Annotated in this window: 15 protein-coding genes; 4 read left to right on the top strand and 11 right to left on the bottom strand. The window is 61.9% G+C overall.

The window, feature by feature from the left end; all coding sequences use genetic code 11:
- Positions 1-35: 35 nt before the first annotated feature.
- The 3 genes from ACGYLQ_RS00860 to ACGYLQ_RS00850 are packed head-to-tail and all read right to left on the bottom strand — an operon-like array spanning position 36 to position 2765.
- Positions 36-1196, bottom strand: a complete 1161-nt coding sequence (locus tag ACGYLQ_RS00860; RefSeq protein WP_394439805.1) for a CCA tRNA nucleotidyltransferase — start codon at positions 1194-1196, stop codon at positions 36-38.
- Entirely contained in the window at positions 1193-1789 is a 597-nt protein-coding gene (locus tag ACGYLQ_RS00855; protein ID WP_394439804.1) for a CoA pyrophosphatase, read from the bottom strand. Before ACGYLQ_RS00855 ends, ACGYLQ_RS00860 begins: the two co-directional genes overlap by 4 nt.
- Before the next feature lies 1 nt (position 1790).
- Complete coding sequence (locus ACGYLQ_RS00850) at positions 1791-2765, bottom strand: Hsp33 family molecular chaperone HslO (RefSeq protein WP_067267891.1); 975 nt, start codon at positions 2763-2765, stop codon at positions 1791-1793.
- A gap of 76 nt (positions 2766-2841) precedes the next feature.
- Between ACGYLQ_RS00850 and ACGYLQ_RS00845 the strand changes: the two genes are divergently transcribed.
- The gene (locus ACGYLQ_RS00845) at positions 2842-3279 is read left to right on the top strand and encodes an NUDIX domain-containing protein (protein ID WP_394439803.1); all 438 of its coding nucleotides are present in this window, start codon (positions 2842-2844) and stop codon (positions 3277-3279) included.
- On the opposite strand, the gene ACGYLQ_RS00840 is transcribed toward ACGYLQ_RS00845, so the two are convergent.
- On the bottom strand, positions 3276-4529 hold the full coding sequence (locus ACGYLQ_RS00840) for a PP2C family protein-serine/threonine phosphatase (RefSeq protein WP_394439802.1): 1254 nt from the start codon (positions 4527-4529) through the stop codon (positions 3276-3278). The genes ACGYLQ_RS00845 and ACGYLQ_RS00840 overlap by 4 nt on opposite strands.
- 78 nt (positions 4530-4607) lie before the next feature.
- A complete protein-coding gene (gene ilvA / locus ACGYLQ_RS00835) occupies positions 4608-5840 on the bottom strand; it encodes a threonine ammonia-lyase IlvA (RefSeq protein ID WP_394407985.1) in 1233 nt (410 codons plus the stop codon).
- Between the two features lie 124 nt (positions 5841-5964).
- Here ilvA and ACGYLQ_RS00830 point away from each other — a divergent pair, with 124 nt between their 5' ends.
- Complete coding sequence (locus tag ACGYLQ_RS00830) at positions 5965-7191, top strand: argininosuccinate synthase (protein WP_394439801.1); 1227 nt, start codon at positions 5965-5967, stop codon at positions 7189-7191.
- A gap of 141 nt (positions 7192-7332) precedes the next feature.
- On the opposite strand, the gene ACGYLQ_RS00825 is transcribed toward ACGYLQ_RS00830, so the two are convergent.
- Positions 7333-7746 (bottom strand): hypothetical protein, encoded by a 414-nt coding sequence (locus ACGYLQ_RS00825; RefSeq protein ID WP_067267884.1) that lies wholly within the window; start codon positions 7744-7746, stop codon positions 7333-7335.
- Positions 7747-7812: 66 nt separating this feature from the next.
- A complete protein-coding gene (locus tag ACGYLQ_RS00820; RefSeq protein ID WP_394439800.1) occupies positions 7813-8511 on the bottom strand; it encodes an HAD family hydrolase in 699 nt (232 codons plus the stop codon).
- A 155-nt stretch (positions 8512-8666) separates the two neighbouring features.
- Between ACGYLQ_RS00820 and msrA the strand changes: the two genes are divergently transcribed.
- Complete coding sequence (gene msrA / locus ACGYLQ_RS00815; protein WP_394439798.1) at positions 8667-9332, top strand: peptide-methionine (S)-S-oxide reductase MsrA; 666 nt, start codon at positions 8667-8669, stop codon at positions 9330-9332.
- Positions 9333-9347: 15 nt separating this feature from the next.
- Here the strand turns inward: msrA and ACGYLQ_RS00810 are convergent, their stop codons facing one another.
- Both ACGYLQ_RS00810 and ACGYLQ_RS00805 read right to left on the bottom strand, forming a co-directional pair.
- A complete protein-coding gene (locus tag ACGYLQ_RS00810; RefSeq protein WP_394439796.1) occupies positions 9348-10223 on the bottom strand; it encodes a ribokinase in 876 nt (291 codons plus the stop codon).
- Complete coding sequence (locus ACGYLQ_RS00805; RefSeq protein ID WP_394439793.1) at positions 10223-12481, bottom strand: NADP-dependent malic enzyme; 2259 nt, start codon at positions 12479-12481, stop codon at positions 10223-10225. The genes ACGYLQ_RS00810 and ACGYLQ_RS00805 overlap by 1 nt, the downstream gene beginning before the upstream one ends.
- Positions 12482-12673: 192 nt before the next feature.
- Here ACGYLQ_RS00805 and mutS point away from each other — a divergent pair, with 192 nt between their 5' ends.
- Positions 12674-15295 carry a DNA mismatch repair protein MutS gene (gene mutS / locus ACGYLQ_RS00800; RefSeq protein ID WP_394440231.1) on the top strand — a complete coding sequence of 874 codons (2622 nt, stop codon included), beginning with the start codon at positions 12674-12676 and terminating at the stop codon, positions 15293-15295.
- A 31-nt stretch (positions 15296-15326) separates the two neighbouring features.
- Here mutS and ACGYLQ_RS00795 read toward each other — a convergent pair whose 3' ends face one another.
- Both ACGYLQ_RS00795 and hrcA read right to left on the bottom strand, forming a co-directional pair.
- A complete protein-coding gene (locus tag ACGYLQ_RS00795) occupies positions 15327-15890 on the bottom strand; it encodes a nucleotide exchange factor GrpE (RefSeq protein WP_067267873.1) in 564 nt (187 codons plus the stop codon).
- Between the two features lie 9 nt (positions 15891-15899).
- Positions 15900-16964, bottom strand: coding sequence for a heat-inducible transcriptional repressor HrcA (gene hrcA, locus ACGYLQ_RS00790; protein ID WP_271688629.1), 1065 nt, complete (start codon positions 16962-16964; stop codon positions 15900-15902).
- Positions 16965-17047 lie beyond the last annotated feature (83 nt).

The following is a 17047-nucleotide window of genomic DNA, read 5'->3' as shown; positions in this document are numbered from 1 at the left end:
GGCTTTGGATAGATGAATTTTCCCGCGATGTCGACCTAGCTGCGCCGCTCCAATAGGTCCGCCCGGGTCAAGGTGAAGCCGGAGTTGACCCAAAGCTGCTCCAGCCGGGCAAGCTCTTGGCCCAAGGCCGGGCCTTTGAACGCGGGCATCAGGTCTTTGGCCGTTACCGGAAAACGAGCCGCGACGGCGTTTCTTATCGTCTCTAACATGGCGGTTTTGGGCATGTTCTCCGCCATACAGCCCCGCAACAAAGCCGCCCCAATGGCCACCACTGCCCCATGACGATAGGCAAGCTCAGGCAACGGTGGCCCTGCGAAACCCTGCTCTTGCAGCAGGGTGAGATGTTTGCCCTCAGCTTTGCTCAACCGCAGACGGTCTGCCACAGCCTCCCCGCCCAGCGCGGCCAGACGCACCAGCCAGTCGGGATCAAGGCCAAGACCCTGTTCGAAATGGACCAGCATGGAAATCCAACGGTCATCACTCCCCGGTAAAAGCACGGGCAAAGCACCGGTTTGCCGCATCAGAGCCAGTGCGGGGGCAGGATCAGGCGCGCGGAGGAGTTTTTTGACCTCCTGCCCCACACGTTCCGCCGAGAGTGTCTCGAGCCCATCCAAATTCGACGCGATGGCATTCAGCGCCTCCGGCTCTGGCCCTACTTCTGCGTCACCATACCACGCCATGAAGCGGAAATAGCGCAGGGTGCGCAGGTAATCTTCGCGGATACGCTGACCTGCGTCCTCGATGAAACGCAACCGGCGCGCGCGCAGGTCGGGCAGCCCGCCCAAGGGATCGATCACACGGCCCTCAGGCGTGGCATAGAGCGCGTTCATCGTGAAATCTCGGCGACGCGCATCGTCGGCGATATCGGTGGAAAAGGCGACGACAGCCCGGCGGCCATCAGTCTCTACATCGCGGCGAAAGGTGGTGATCTCAAAGGGTTTCCCACCCGAGACCAGCGTCACCGTGCCATGGTCGATCCCTGTCGGCACGGCCTTGACCCCGGCGGCTTTGGCCAGCGCCATCACCGTTTCAGGTGTCGCTTCGGTAGAAAGGTCCACGTCGCTGTCTGGCAAGCCCAGCAGTGCATCGCGCACGCAGCCGCCTACGAAATAGATAGGATGCCCGCCATCCTGCACCACGCGGCAAACCCGCTGTGCGTCTTCGTCATGGAGCCAGCGCGTGCCGGTCGGAATCATTGGTTCATTCGTGTCGCCCATGCCCGCAACATACGCGCGGTCGCGCCCCAGATGTAATAGGGGCCGTAGGGAACGGCGTAATAATACCGCCGCTGGCCGCGCCAACGCCGGGAATGCACAAGGTAGTTGCTGGGGTCGAGTACATGGTCGAGCGGCACGCGAAACACCTCTTCGACCTCACCGGGCTCAGGCACCACGGTGAAATCCCGCGTCACATGGCCGATCACGGGCGTCACGCTAAAGCCGGTGACCGTCTCATGAGCCGGAAGCACGCCCAAGACATCCACGATATCGCTTGGCAGGCCAATCTCTTCGCGGGCTTCGCGCAGGGCGGCGGCGATGACATCCGCATCCCCGCCATCTTGCTTGCCCCCCGGAAAGGCGATCTGCCCGGGGTGATGTTTCAGCGCCGAAGACCGTTTGGTCAGGATCAGCTCCAGCCGCCCACCGGTATCCACCACCGGGGCCAGCACCCCCGCAGGGCGCAGGGCACGCCCCTCGGGGAGGGTAACCTCTGGGTTCAGATCGAAATCAGAGGATTCCACCCCGGTTTGGGCAAGCGCCTCGCGAAAGGACTGGAACCGGTCGCCCACCTTAGGCCTTGGCGTCGAAACCGACCGTGGCCGGATCAAGGTCGTAATGCGCGCCGCAGAACTGGCAATCGGCGGTGACCCGACCTTCGTCCGTGGTCATCTTTTCGATATCGCGGGCCGAGTAGATCGACAGGCTTTGCCGCACGCGGTCTTCGGAACAGGTACAGCCGAAACGCACCGGCTGGGGGTCATAGACCCGCGGTTGTTCCTCGTGAAACAATCGTAGCAGCAGATCGGTCGGCGGAACGCTGGGGCCGATCAGCTCTAAATCCTCAACGGTGCCGAGCAGGATGTTCACGCGGTTCCAATCCTCGGCCTCATCGCCCTCGACCAAGTCATCGGCCTTAAGGATGTCACCGCTCCCCTCGCCCGAGGCCGCCAACGGCGAGGCTTTGGGCATATGCTGCAACATGATGCCACCGGCGCGCCAATGCTCCGGCTCATCCGGGCCGGACGATTTGCCAAAGCTCAGGGAAAAGCGGGTCGGCAACTGTTCGGACTGGGCGAAATAGGCTTCGGCACAGGCGGCCAGAGACCCACCGGCCAGCGGCGTGATGCCCTGATAGGGGGTCATGCCTTGGCCTTGGTCGATCATGATCGCGAAATAGCCTTCGCCGACCTGCTCGAACGGGGCATCGTCGGTCAGCCGGTCCGCATCATAGCTGGCATAGGCGCGGATGCGCGCAGGCTCGCCTTCCTTCTCGGGGCCATAGTAATCGGTCGCGATCATCCGAACGGCACCTTTGGACTGCACCTGCAGCGACAGCTTCCAACGGAGTTTGATCGTCTGGCCGATCAAAGCGGTCAGCAACGCCATCTCGGCCACCAGCGCTTCGACCTGCGGCGGATAGTCGTGCTGTTTCAGGATGCCTTCCAACACGCCATCAAGCCGCGCCACGCGGCCGCGCATGTCGACATCATCAAGCTGAAAGGGCAGAACGGTATCGTCCCACGCGATTTTAGTTCCTTGGGTCATCGGGTTTCCTTATCGGGGGCCGCTTGGCATACCGCGTCTATATAGGCGCAGCAACCCATGGAAAAAGGGGCAGCATATGATCCGACGTACAGGTGAGACACCAGAGCCCGGCCAACGCTACACGCCACGCCCCGGCGTCTATGCCATTCTGCCGCTGCAACGACGTTTTCTAATGACGCTGGAAATGGCGGAGGAGACCGAGGTGCAACTCCCAGGCGGCGGTATCGAGGCAGGGGAATCCCCGCTTCAAGCGCTGCACCGCGAGGTGCTGGAGGAAACCGGCTGGCGCATCGCCCGCCCGCGCCGATTGGGAGCCTTCCGCCGCTTTACCTATATGAAGGACTACGACCTCTGGGCGCAGAAGATCTGCCATATCTATGTCGCCCATCCCGTGCGCCAAATCGCCGCCCCGACAGAGCCGCATCACGCCACGCTGGTGCTATCGGCCAGCGAGGCGCTGGCAACCCTCACCAATAAAGGTGACCGTTTGTTTCTGCAACGCCACCTGCGCTAGGCATTGCCGTGATACTCAAGCAATATCCCCGAGACATCGTCGGGGAAATCGCGGCTATCAGCAAATTCCGACAGCTTCCAAACCAGCGCACTTAGCAGCGCCGGGCCGCTGAACCGGCGCAATTCGCCCAACATGCGCGCCAACCCCTCTTCGCCCAACATCTCCCCACCCGGATCGGGGCATTCCGTCACCCCATCGGATAGGATCAACAAACGATCGCCGGGCGCCATCTGAAGTTTATAGTCTTCGAACCCCACCCCAGAAAGCAGCCCGACAGGAAACCCCCCGGTGCCCGACTGTTCGACCCGCCCATCCGAGCGCAGCAAGGCCGGGTGCGGATGCCCCGCCTGCGCGACAGTGACCTCTCCAGTCGTGAGATCCGCAATGGCGAGCATCAGGGTGAAATAATGCTCGGTCTCCATCTCATGAAGAACGAGGTCATTCAGTTCCGCGATCACTTCGCCCGGTGGCCGCGCCGCGTAGGTCCCCCCGGGCAAAAGCGTGAGCGCAAGGTTCTGATCCGGCGTGGCCGCCGACAGATACCCCGCCAGCCGTGCCGTCATCAGGGCCGAACTGATCCCATGCCCAGACACATCCAACCCAAACAGCCCAACGACCCCCGGCCGCACCGGGAAATACCCGACCAAATCCCCGCCAACATGCCCGGCAGAGCGCAGCATCATCGACAGATTGCCCCCCTCCATGGCGCGATAACGCTCGCGGAGCAGCGATTGCTGGAATTTTTTCGCCTCGATCAAATCCTTGTCGATCCGCGCATGCACCTGCCGCAGAATATCCAAAGTCTCGGTGATCAGCTGGTTTTTCTGCGTCAACTCCCGCTGCATGGCCAGAAAACGCGCCCCCGCCATAAGACGCGCGCGTAGCTCCGGCAGACCGGCGGGCTGGAGCAAAACATCATCAGCCCCCGCATCAAGGGTGCAGTCCACCCCCTCCTGACTATCGGCCAACAGAATGAGATAACTGCCGCGCCCTTGCGAAAGCTCCCGAAAAGCCCGGCAAAAATCGAGCCCCGATATCGCCCCACTGCAAAGTACGATATCAGGCCACCCCTGCGCGCAAAGGGCCAACGCGTCGGCTTCCGAGGCGGCAGAGACCACCTCATACCCCCATCCCTTCAACGCGGTCGAAAGACAGGCCCGCCGGGTCTCATCCCCCTCGACCACCAAAACCAAAGACGCTACAGCAGGTGTCGCCACCGCTTCGGAAAGGCTGGGGATATCCAATTTCATGCGACACGATCCTGACAGACCCTGTCGAGTTAACCTACCAAGCCTTTCCAGAAGGTGAATCCTTCCGGTCTTCCGCCCCTACAGAACGAACTGCGCCAAGGTTTCGTCGTTGGTGATATCCGTATAGGTAAAGCCCGATTGCCCCAACTGCTCAAGAAACGGTTTGAAATTTTCAGGCCGCCGCGTCTCGATCCCGATCAGGACCGAGCCAAAGTTTCGCGCCGACTTTTTCAAATACTCAAAGCGGCAAATGTCATCCTCCGGCCCCAGCAGCATCAGGAATTCCTTCAACGCCCCGGGCCGCTGCGGCATGCGCAGGATGAAATATTTCTTCACACCCGAATAGCGCTGAGCCCGCTCCTTGACCTCCGGCAAACGCTCGAAATCGAAATTACCCCCCGAGGCCACGCAAACCACCGTCTTGCCCACGATCTGATCGGCCACCTCGCCCAGCGCATCGATCGATAGCGCGCCCGCCGGTTCCAACACGATGCCTTCGACATTCAACATCTCATTGATCGTCACGCAGATCCGGTCCTCAGGCAGATGCACCACATCCGCCGGGTTCACCCCGCGCAAACGCTCGAAAGTTCGCGCGCCGATCTTGGCCACCGCAGCACCATCGACAAAGTTATCGATCGGAGAGACATCAACCGGCGCCCCGGCTTCCAACGCCCGCGCAAGGCTCGGCGCACCGGCGGGTTCGACGAATGTGTAATCGCAAGCCTCACCAAAATAACTGACCACCCCCGAAGACAGCCCGCCGCCGCCCACCGGCAAGATCACCCGGTCCGGCACCCGGCCCAACTGCGCGGCAATCTCCACGGCAACCGACGCCTGCCCCTCGATCACGTCGTCATCATCGAAGGGCGACAGGAAATGCGCGCCCTCCTCCCGACAGAAATCCTGCGCTGCGGCCAGCGTGGCGTCGAAATAATCCCCGACAAGCCGGATCTCGACATTCTCACCGCCGAACATACGGGTCTTCTGCACCTTCTGCTGCGGCGTCGTCACCGGCATGAAGATCACGCCGCGCACCCCGAAATGACTACAAGCAAAAGCCACCCCCTGCGCATGGTTCCCGGCAGAGGCACAGACGAAAACCCCCTGCCCCGGGATCACCTTGCGCATCGCATTGAAGGCCCCGCGCAGCTTGTAGGAGCGCACCGGGCTCAGATCCTCGCGTTTCAGCCAGATATCCGCGCCAAAGCGCTCCGACAGATGTTCATTGCGCAAAAGCGGTGTCGCCGGGAACAACGCCCGCAGCGCTTCTGCCGCCGCCTGTGCTTTTCGTGCAAATTCATCCGCCATCTGTGCTCTCCTTGCTGCCATTCGTCGATAGGCGCGCAGCCAGCATAGGTCAACGCGGGCTTCAATCTTGCCCGCGCCCGCGAAAACCGCTACCTCGCAGGGCGAACTTGAAAGGAAACCCGTCATGTCCGCGCCCAAGAAAGTCGTGCTTGCCTATTCCGGCGGCCTCGATACCTCGATCATCCTCAAATGGCTGCAAACCGAATATGGCTGCGAGGTGGTGACCTTCACCGCCGATCTCGGCCAAGGCGAAGAGCTGGAACCGGCCCGCAAGAAGGCCGAGATGATGGGCATCGCGTCTGAGAACATCTACATCGAAGACGTACGCGAGGAATTCGTACGCGACTTCGTCTTCCCAATGTTCCGCGCCAATGCGGTCTATGAAGGTCTCTACCTTCTGGGCACCTCCATCGCCCGCCCGCTGATCTCCAAGCGTCTGGTCGAGATCGCCGAAGAAACCGGCGCCGATGCCGTCGCCCACGGCGCCACCGGCAAGGGCAATGACCAGGTCCGGTTTGAACTCGCCGCCTATGCGCTGAACCCCGACATCAAGGTCATCGCCCCCTGGCGCGAATGGGACCTGTCGAGCCGCACCAAACTTCTGGCCTTCGCCGAGCAGAACCAGATCCCAATCGCCAAAGACAAGCGCGGCGAAGCGCCCTTCTCGGTCGATGCCAACCTGCTGCACACCTCTTCCGAAGGCAAAGTGCTTGAAGACCCGGCGGTCGACGCACCCGATTACGTCTACCAGCGCACCGTGAACCCCGAGGACGCCCCCGACACGCCCGAATACGTCGAAATCGGCTTCGAGCGCGGCGATGCGGTCAGCATCAATGGCGAAGCCATGTCCCCCGCCACGATCCTCACCAAACTGAACGAACTTGGCGGCAAACACGGCTGCGGCCGCCTCGATCTGGTCGAAGGCCGTTTCGTCGGCATGAAATCCCGCGGCATCTACGAGACCCCGGGCGGCACCCTGCTCCTCGAAGCGCACCGCGGCATCGAATCCATCACACTCGACCGCGGTGCCATGCACCTCAAGGACGAGCTGATGCCGAAATATGCCGAGCTTATCTACAACGGCTTCTGGTACAGCCCCGAACGCACCATGCTGCAAGCCGCCATCGACGCGAGCCAAACCCATGTCACCGGCACCGTGCGCCTCAAGCTCTACAAAGGCCATGTCCGCACCGTCGGCCGCTGGTCCGATCACAGTCTCTACTCCGAGGCCCATGTGACCTTCGAAGACGATGCCGGCGCCTACGACCAGAAAGACGCCGCAGGCTTCATCCAACTAAATGCTCTGCGCCTCAAACTCCTCGCCGCCCGCGACAAGCGCAGCAAAGGCTGAAGCGCGGGACCCTAATCCCCCTTCATCCTTTCTTAAATACCACGGGGGTCCGGGGGCAGCGCCCCCGGCGGCCAACCCCAGATAGAAACGCAAAAGGCCCGGACGCTCCCGCCCGGGCCTTTCTCTGAGCCACCTACCGGATCAATCGGCAGTGACGACCGTCATCACCAGCTCCCCATTCGGTTTGATCGGCCCGTCTTCTTTGGCGCCCAAGGTATATTCGAACACGCCGGTTTTCATACCACCATCTTCGGAATGAACCATCAACATCAGCATGTCGCCCGAAGCCACGTCCTCTTGCAGGATCGCGACGACATCCATGTTCTCGCCCGCGCGCAGCGGCGCGTAGCCGACCACGGGGCCGGGCTTCATGTCGGCGTCGGTGCGGTGCACGACCAGCCAGCCATTCTCGCCCGCCATCACCTTGTCGGCAGTGACGACGCCATTCGATACATCCTGACCCGAAGCTTCGACCATGGCCATGGCATGGGCATCCGCCCATGCGCCACCGGCGATCATGGACAGGGCGATTGCGGTGCTTGCAAATTTTTTCATCTGGTTTTCCCTCCGTTTGAAATAGCACCGTAGTCACGACAGCCCCGCGAAATAGTTTCGCGGTCTTCAGGAATTTTTTAGACGTTCCACAAACAGCCGCTCATAGTAGGGCATGGCCGCCTCCAGAACTTCCGCCTCTGCTCCTTTAAGCTCGGGCAGTTCCCCCTCCGGCCCCGCGAAACCGGTGCTGCGATGGATCGCCCCATACCAATGCGGCGCCCAAACCCCATCCTCGGCCCGCGGCCCGGCGGGCCAATTCAGCATCGCAGGATCAAAGGGCAGATCGATGGCGGCGCAAAGCCTACGCAGCATCCCCTCTGGGTCCGCGCGGATATCGCCGCTGTCGATGACAAGTCCGCCCAACCGCTCGAAGAGCATGAGTTGCCGGTCAAACCCGATATCCGCCAGGCGGGGTGCTTCGCGCTTCTCCGCATAGCTCGCGATCACCCGGGCCGGATGGCGGATCAGGTGGATGTTCACGCAGTCCTCGGCCCAATCAAGCGGGAACCCGTCGATCATATGCTGCGCCATATGTTTCATATAAAGATGCCGCCCGCCGTCTTGGACAAAGCCAAGAGGCACCCGCGCGGGGTCTTGCTCCTGCGCCGCCAGTACCGCGTCGCGCATCGGATGATCCAGCCCCGTCGCCTTGAGGTAGGCCGCGTAAAATGGCTCATCCATCGCGGTGAAATCCGCACGCGCTCCGAAACTATACATCATCGCAGTGCTGAGGTTGCGCGGCCCTGACCACATCGCAATACGCATGAAAGGCTTCTCCCATTGCCGTTTAACCCGGAACGCTAGAAAGAACGCGCCCGCGCGCCAAGTGGTAAATTGCCTTCACCAGAGCGTGACTTTCCCCGCCCCGGCCTTGCGCTATCTCCGCCCCAGCGGCAACCCTAGGCCTGAGGAGGACCGACATGTTCCAAAAATCAATGTTCAAACCCGCCATTCTGACCCTTGCGATCACTCTGGGCCTCGCCGCGCAGAACCGCCCCGCAGCAGCGGCGGAGACCGAGGTGCTGACCGTGGCGGGCGGCTGCTTCTGGTGCGTCGAAGCCGATTTTGAATCCGTCAAAGGCGTGAAAGAGGCCATCTCGGGCTTTGCCGGGGGCCGCACCAAGAACCCGACCTACAAAGAGGTCACCGGCGGCAACACCGGCCATTACGAAGCGGTGCAGATCCAATTCGACCCGGATGTCGTCAGCCGCAAGACACTGCTTGATCTCTTCTTCCGCTCGATCGACCCAACAGATGGAGGCGGGCAATTCTGTGATCGGGGGGAAAGCTACCGCACCGCGATTTTCGCGGGCAGCCCCGCCCAGAAAAGCGCGGCAGAGGCTGCCAAGGCCGAAGCGCAGGCCGCCCTTGGCACCAAGGTCGTGACGCCCATCCTTGGCGATGCGCCCTTTTACCCCGCTGATGATTATCACCAGGACTACTACAAAAGCAGCGACCGGCTGGCGTTCAGCAGTGTCGGCGTGGCCGTGAAAAAATCGGTCGCCTACAAACGCTACCGCAAGGGCTGTGGCCGTGACGCCCGCGTGAAACAGCTTTGGGGCAGCGCGGCCCCCTTCGTGAAGTAACGACGCCCCAAAAGCCTAGCTGCGAAAATCGTGATCCCGGATCTCTTTCAGATCGGGGATCACATCCGCCGTGCCATGACGCGTGACCATCAAGGCCCCGGCGCGCATGGCCAGATCAATCGCCTGCGGCATGGTCATCCCCCGGTCCAACCCGGCCAGCAGATAGCCGGTGAAAGTATCGCCCGCGCCGGTCGTATCCACCGCATCGACTTGATAGGCGGGGAAGCTTTCGACCAGATGTGCCTTATTAGAGACCCATTCACAGCCCCCCGCCCCCAGCGTCACCACGATGTCGTCGATCGGCAGTTGCCGCAACTCGCCCCCCTCCGCGGCCCGCAACTGCGCCGCTTCGACCTCGTTCAGCACCAATAGGTCGATCTGTTCGAGGATCGCCGTCACCGCGTCCGCATCGAAGGGGGCGGCGGCATAGGCCAGTCGCAGGCCCAGAGTTTTCGCCGTTCGCGCCGCGAACCGCTGCCCGTTGGTTTCGTTCTGCATCAACAGCCAATCGCCCGAGGAAGCCTCGCTCAGCGCGGCACCGATCATCTCATCGGTGATCTCGTGATTGGTGCCGGGGAAGATGACGATATTGTTCTCCCCTTCCAGATCCACGGCGATATTGGCGTGACCGGTCACGCCCTCCATCAAGGTGATATGCGCCGTTTCGACCCCGTATTCCAAAAGCCGCTCCAGCGCCCAACCGCCATCGGCGCCCAAAGCGCCGACATGCATCACCCGCGTCCCAGCCCGGGCGGCGGCGACAGACATATTGGCCCCCTTCCCGCCCAAACCTTGCCGGAAATTCCGGGCTGAAATGGTCTCTCCCGGTCCCGGCAGATGGGGCAGCAGATAGAAGTTATCCGCGTTGATAGAGCCGAGGTTCCAGATCATCAGCCCACCTTACAGGCCGCGAGAATGGCCATGTTAAGGATGTCATTCGCCGTCGAGGTGGAAGAGCAGATCTGAATCGACTTATCGAGGCCCGTAAGGATCGGCCCGATCACCGTCGCCCCCGCCATCTCCTGCATCAGCTTGACCGAGATGCTGGCCGAGTGCCGCGCTGGCACCACGAGGATGTTCGCAGGCCCCGTCAGCCGCGAGAACGGATAATTCGCCTGACTGGCCGCGTTCAGCGCCACGTCGACGGTCATCTCGCCCTCATATTCGAAATCCACCCCGCGCTGATCCAACACCTCGGGCGCGAGGTGCATCTTTTCGGCGCGCTCCGAGACAGGGTAGCCGAAGGTCGAGAAGCTGACGAAGGCGACACGCGGCTCAAGCCCCAGATGCCGCGCTACGCGCGCGCCGCTTTCGGCGATATTGGCCAGATCGTTCTCATCGGGCCATTCATGCACCAAGGTGTCGGCGATAAAGACGATGCGCCCCTTGTGCAGCAGCGCGGTGATGCCCGCGGCCCCGGCCTCGGCATTGGCATCGAAGACGTGGTTGAGCCGCTCCAAGACATGCGCCGACTTGCGGGTCGCCCCGGTCACCAGACCGTCGCCATGACCATGTGCCAGCATCAGCGCCGCAAAGACATGCCGGTCGCGCGAGGCAAGGCGGTGGATGTCTTTGCGGTCGAACCCTTTGCGCTGCAACCGGCCATAAAGAAAGTCTTTGTAGGTGGCCAGATGCTGGGTGTTGGCGGCGTTCACCACCTCCAACTCGCGCACCGCGTCGGCCATGCCTGCCTCTTCGAGCTTGGCGCGCACGTCGTCCTCGCGGCCCACAACCAGCGCCTTGCCCAAGCCCGCGCGCTGATACATGACCGCCGCGCGCAGCACCTTGGGATCGTCCCCCTCGGCAAAGATCATCCGGGCCTGATTGGCCCGGGCGCGGGCGTTGATGCCGCGCAGGATGCTCGCCGTTGGGTCCATCCGCGATTTCAGCCCGACCTCATAGGCGTCCATGTCGATGATCGGCCGCCGCGCGGCCCCGGTATCCATGCCCGCCTTGGCCACGGCGGGCGGAATGCGATGGATGAGGCGTGGGTCGAAGGGCGTGGGAATGATGTAGTCGCGGCCAAAGCTCAGCGTGCGGCCATAGGCCAGCGCCACCTCGTCTGGCACATCCTCGCGCGCCAGTTGCGCCAGCGCATGGGCGCAGGCGATCTTCATCTCGTCGTTGATGGCCCGCGCATGGATGTCGAGCGCGCCGCGGAAGAGATAGGGAAAGCCCAGCACGTTATTGACCTGATTGGGGTAATCCGAGCGCCCGGTGGCAACGATGGCGTCCATGCGGACCTCATGCGCCTCTTCGGGCGTGATCTCCGGGTCCGGGTTGGCCATGGCAAAGATCACCGGGTTGTCGGCCATGGAGGCCACCATCGCAGGCGTCACCGCCCCCTTGACCGACACGCCAAGGAACACGTCCGCGCCCTGCATCGCCTCTTCGAGCGTGCGCAGCTCGGTATTGGCGGCATGGGCCGATTTCCACTGGTTCATGCCCTCGGCGCGGCCTTGGTAGATCACGCCTTTGGTGTCGCACATGATGCAATTGTCGTGTTTCGCGCCCATCGCCTTGAGCAGTTCCAAACAGGCGATGCCCGCCGCCCCCGCGCCGTTAAGCACGATCTTCACGTCTTCGATCTTCTTGCCCGAAAGGTGCAGCGCATTGATCAGACCCGCGGCACAGATCACCGCCGTGCCGTGCTGGTCATCGTGGAAGACGGGGATGTCCATCTCTTCCTTCAGGCGCTGCTCGATGATGAAACACTCGGGCGCCTTGATGTCTTCGAGGTTGATGCCGCCGAAGGTCGGCCCCATCAGCTTGCAGGCGTTGATGAAGGCCTCGGTGTCCTCGGTATCAAGCTCGATGTCGATCGAGTTCACATCCGCGAAGCGCTTGAACAGAACCGCCTTGCCTTCCATCACCGGTTTTGAGGCCAGCGCGCCGAGATTGCCAAGCCCCAACACCGCGGTCCCGTTCGAGATCACGGCGACCAGATTGCCCTTGTTGGTGTAGTCATAAGCCGTCTCAGGGCTCTCGGCGATGGCCTCACAAGGGACGGCCACACCGGGGGAATAGGCGAGGCTCAGGTCGCGCTGCGTGGTCATCGGCACGGTGGCCGAGATCTCGAACTTGCCGGGTGTCGGTTCGAGGTGAAAGGCAAGCGCCTCTTCAGAGGTGATACGGTTCTTTCTCGTCACGACATTACCCTTCTTCTGCTTTGGGATCTTCTTAGCCACGATCCGAGTTCAGCACAACGCAAGCCCCGCGTCAGTGCAAATCGCATGACAATGACCGCCCAAGGCCCCGCACCCCCTTTCGCTGCGCCGGGGGGTTTTGTAGGGTCCGCGCGGCAACAGGGGGCAGCCGTGCAGACAGAAAAAGTAACGCCAATGATGGCGCAATATCTCGAGCTTAAAGCGGACCACCAGGACGCGTTGCTGTTCTACCGCATGGGCGATTTTTACGAGATGTTCTTTGACGATGCCATCGCGGCGGCAGAGGCGTTGGACATCGCGCTCACCAAACGCGGCAAGCATCAGGGCAAGGATATCGCCATGTGCGGCGTGCCGGTGCATGCCGCCGAAGGCTACCTGCTGACGCTGATCCGCAAGGGGTTTCGCGTGGCGGTCTGCGAGCAGATGGAAAGCCCCGCGGAGGCCAAGAAACGCGGCTACAAGGCGGTCGTGAAACGCGACGTGGTGCGGCTGGTCACCCCCGGCACGCTGACCGAGGAAAGCCTGCTGGAAGCGCGGCGCCACAACTACCTCGCGGCCTTTGCCGAGGTGCGCGATGCCTGTGCGATGGCTTGGGTCGATATCTCGACCGGTGCGTTTCACGTGATGCCGCTGGCCCAAGTCCGGCTGGGGCCGGAACTGGCGCGGCTGTCGCCATCGGAACTGATCGTCTCAGAGGCGAAAGAGACGGAATTGCACGAGGTTGTCTCTGATTTCGGGATCGCACTGACGGGTCTGGCCCGGTCGGCCTTTGACAGCACCAGTGCGGAAAAACGGGTCTGCGACCTGTTTGATATCGCCACGCTAGAGGCTTTCGGCAGCTTCACCCGCGCCGAAGTCTCGGCTATGGGCGCGGTAATAGAATACCTCACAATCACCCAACGCGGCAAGCTGCCCCTGCTTCGCCCCCCCCAGAAAGAGGCAGAGGCCCGCACCGTTCAGATCGACGCGGCTACCCGGCGCAATCTGGAACTCACCCACTCCCTAAATGGTGGCCGCGCCGGGTCTTTACTTTCGATCATGGACAATACCGTCACCGCCGGGGGCGCGCGCTTGCTGGAGCGGCGGATCTCAAGCCCCTCGCGGGTTGTCGATGTGGTCACCTCCCGCGCCGATGCGGTCAGCTTTGCCTATGACAATGCCCGCGTTGCCGAAGACATTCGCCAACGTCTGCGCAATGTGCCGGACCTCGACCGGGCACTGTCACGCCTCTCGCTCGACCGGGGCGGACCGCGCGACCTTGCCGCGATCCGCAATGGCTTGATCGAAGCCGAGGCTTTGCACCAGAGCCTGACACAACAGGATCTCCCCGACCTGCTTCGCGAAGCTGCCGAAGGGTTGCAAGGCCATGGGGAGCTTATTGACCTGTTGGATCACGCGCTGGTGGCCGAGCCCCCGCTGATGGTGCGCGACGGCGGTTTCATCGCCCCCGGCCATGACGCCGACCTCGACGCCGCGCGCGAGCTGCGCGACGAAGGCCGCAGCGTGATCGCGGGCATGCAGCAGCAATTCGTCACTGATACGGGGATTTCCTCGCTCAAGATCAAGCACAACAATGTGCTGGGATACTTCGTCGAATGCACCGCGACCCATGCGGAGAAGATGCTCTCTCCGCCGCTGTCAGAGACATTTATCCACCGGCAGACCACGGCGAACCAAGTGCGCTTTACCACTGTCGAACTGTCCGAGTTGGAGACGAAAATCCTCAACGCGGGCAACCACGCGCAGGAGATCGAAAAGCGGCTCTACGAAAGCCTTCGGAGTGCTATTCTAGAGCATGCCGCAGAGATCGGACAAGCCTCTTCCGGGCTGGCCGAAGTCGATCTGGCCACAGGTTTGGCCGACCTCGCCCGGAGTGAGAACTGGACCCGCCCGCGCGTGGATATGTCCCGCGCCTTTGACATCCAAGGTGGGCGGCATCCGGTCGTGGAACGCGCTCTGACCCAGCAATCGGGTGAGCCTTTCATCGCCAATGACTGTGACTTGAGTGCCGAAGGTGAAGCCGCCAACATCTGGCTGCTCACCGGCCCAAACATGGCCGGTAAATCGACCTTCCTGCGCCAGAACGCGCTGATCGCCCTGATGGCGCAGATGGGCAGTTTCGTGCCCGCCACTTCGGCGCATATCGGCGTGGTCAGCCAGCTCTTCAGCCGCGTCGGCGCCTCAGACGATCTGGCGCGGGGCCGCTCGACCTTCATGGTCGAAATGGTCGAAACCGCCGCGATCTTGAACCAAGCCGACGACCGCGCACTGGTGATCCTCGACGAGATCGGGCGCGGCACGGCCACCTACGATGGCCTCTCGATCGCTTGGGCCACGCTGGAACATCTACATGACGTGAACCGGACCCGGGCACTTTTCGCCACCCATTACCACGAGATGACGGCGCTGGCTGGCAAGCTGCCGGGGGTCGACAATGCCACGGTGGCGGTCAAGGAATGGGAGGGCGAGGTCGTCTTCCTGCACGAAGTGCGCAAGGGCGCCGCGGACCGGTCTTATGGCGTGCAGGTGGCGCAGTTGGCGGGCCTGCCCGCCCCGGTGATCGCCCGCGCCCGCGTGGTGCTGGAGGCACTGGAGAAAGGCGAACGCGAAGGCGGGGCTACACAAAAGACGCTGATCGACGATCTGCCGCTCTTCGCGGCCAGCCCGCCCCCGCAACCGGCCCCTGCGAAAACCTCGGCGGTCGAAGAGAAGCTGGCCGAGATCATCCCCGATGAACTCTCCCCACGGGAAGCGCTTGAGCTGATCTATAAACTGAAAGAGGCGGCCAAATCCTGACCGCCTCTTTCAAAAGTAACTGACTGCGTGCTTAGCTCGCCGGGGTCGACGAGACGCCAACCTGCGCGGGGCGCAGCAAACGGTCGTGCAGCATGAATCCTTCGGCGGCGACCTGAATGATCTCGCCCGCCACGGTGCCGGGCACCGGCGCTTCGAACATCGCTTCGTGATGCTTGGGGTCGAACTTGTCACCCACCTCGGGCGCGATCACTTCGATGCCGTGCTTTTTAAAGACGTTCAGCAGCTCACGCATCGTCAGTTCCACACCTTCCAGCAGCGGGCCAAAGGCCTCTTTCTGCTCATCGGTGGTGGTTTCCAGCGCGCGTTTCATATTGTCATAAACAGGCAGCATGTCACGGGCCAGCTTGGAGCCGCCATAGTTCTCGGCCTCGCGACGGTCCTTGTCGGAGCGTTTGCGCGCATTCTCGGCATCGGCGAGCGCGCGCATGAAACGGTCGCGGTACTGGTCACGCTCGGCGCGCAGTTCCTCAACCGCAAGGGCTTCTTCGTCGATCTCGGCCATGTCTTCGGCGTATTCTTCAGCTTCGGCGCTGTCGATCTCGTCCAAAAAGTCGTTTTCTTTCGGCTCTGCCATGTTCCACCTCTAGTTCCGGTCGGAAATCAGCTTTCCCACCAGTTGTGCCGTGTAGTTCACAATCGGCACGATACGTCCATAATTTAAGCGTGTCGGGCCAATGACACCCACGGCGCCGATCACCTTACGATCAGCGTTCATATAAGGGGAAACGACCAGAGAGGAACCCGAAAGTGAGAAAAGTTTGTTTTCCGAGCCGATAAAAATGCGCACACCGTCCCCATCTTCGGCCAGTTCGAGGAATTCGGCGATGTCCCGCTTGCGCTCAAGATCATCAAAAAGACTGCGGATACGGTCAAGGTCTTCGGCCTCCGCCTCTCCGCCCAGCAGATTCGACCGACCGCGCACGATCAAACGCTCGGAATGCTCCCCTTCCGCGTCCCACAGCACCGCACCGCTCTCGACAAGCTGCTGTGCCAGCACGTCAATCTCTTGCCGACGCTTAGCGATCTCCTGCTTGATGCTGCGCTGCAACTCGCTAAGGGTTTTGCCTTCGACGAAAGCATTCAGGAAATTCGCCGCCTCGCGCATCGAACTGGGGGTCTGCCCCGGCGGCGGTGTGAACAGCCGGTTCTCTACATGACCATCAGAGAAGACAAGCACAACCAAGGCTCTATCAGGCGAGAGAGAGACGAATTCGATATGTTTGATCGGCGCTTCATGCTTCGGCGTCAACACGAGGGAGGCACCATGCGTGACGCCCGACAGGGCCGATCCGATCCGGTCCAACAGCCCGCCGACATCAGAGGAATTATTCCCCAAGGTCGCGTCGATCTTCTCCCGGTCAAGCTCCGTCGGATCGCCAATCTCGATCATCCCATCGACGAACATCCGCAGCCCTAACTGCGTAGGAATGCGCCCGGCTGAGACATGGGGGCTGTCCAGCAGACCCATATACTCGAGATCCTGCATCACATTGCGGATGGTCGCCGCCGAGACCTTTTCGCTGAAGTCGCGCGTCAGCGTGCGAGACCCCACCGGATCGCCACTTTCCAGATAGCCTTCAACCACCCGGCGAAACACTTCGCGGGATCGGTCGTTCATGTCTTTCAGCAATTCAGGCGTGTTTTTCATCGGTGCTCGCTCTCTTGTCTAATAAAGGTACAAGCCGGGCAAACGTCAATCGGGGTTGCATCAAAGCCTTGTGGGGCGGTATC

The organism is Sulfitobacter sp. 1A12779, assembly GCF_043557315.1.
Lineage (GTDB): Bacteria > Pseudomonadota > Alphaproteobacteria > Rhodobacterales > Rhodobacteraceae > Sulfitobacter > Sulfitobacter faviae.
Note: the sequence above shows the minus strand (reverse complement) of the source record. Positions and strands in the feature narration are given on the sequence as shown.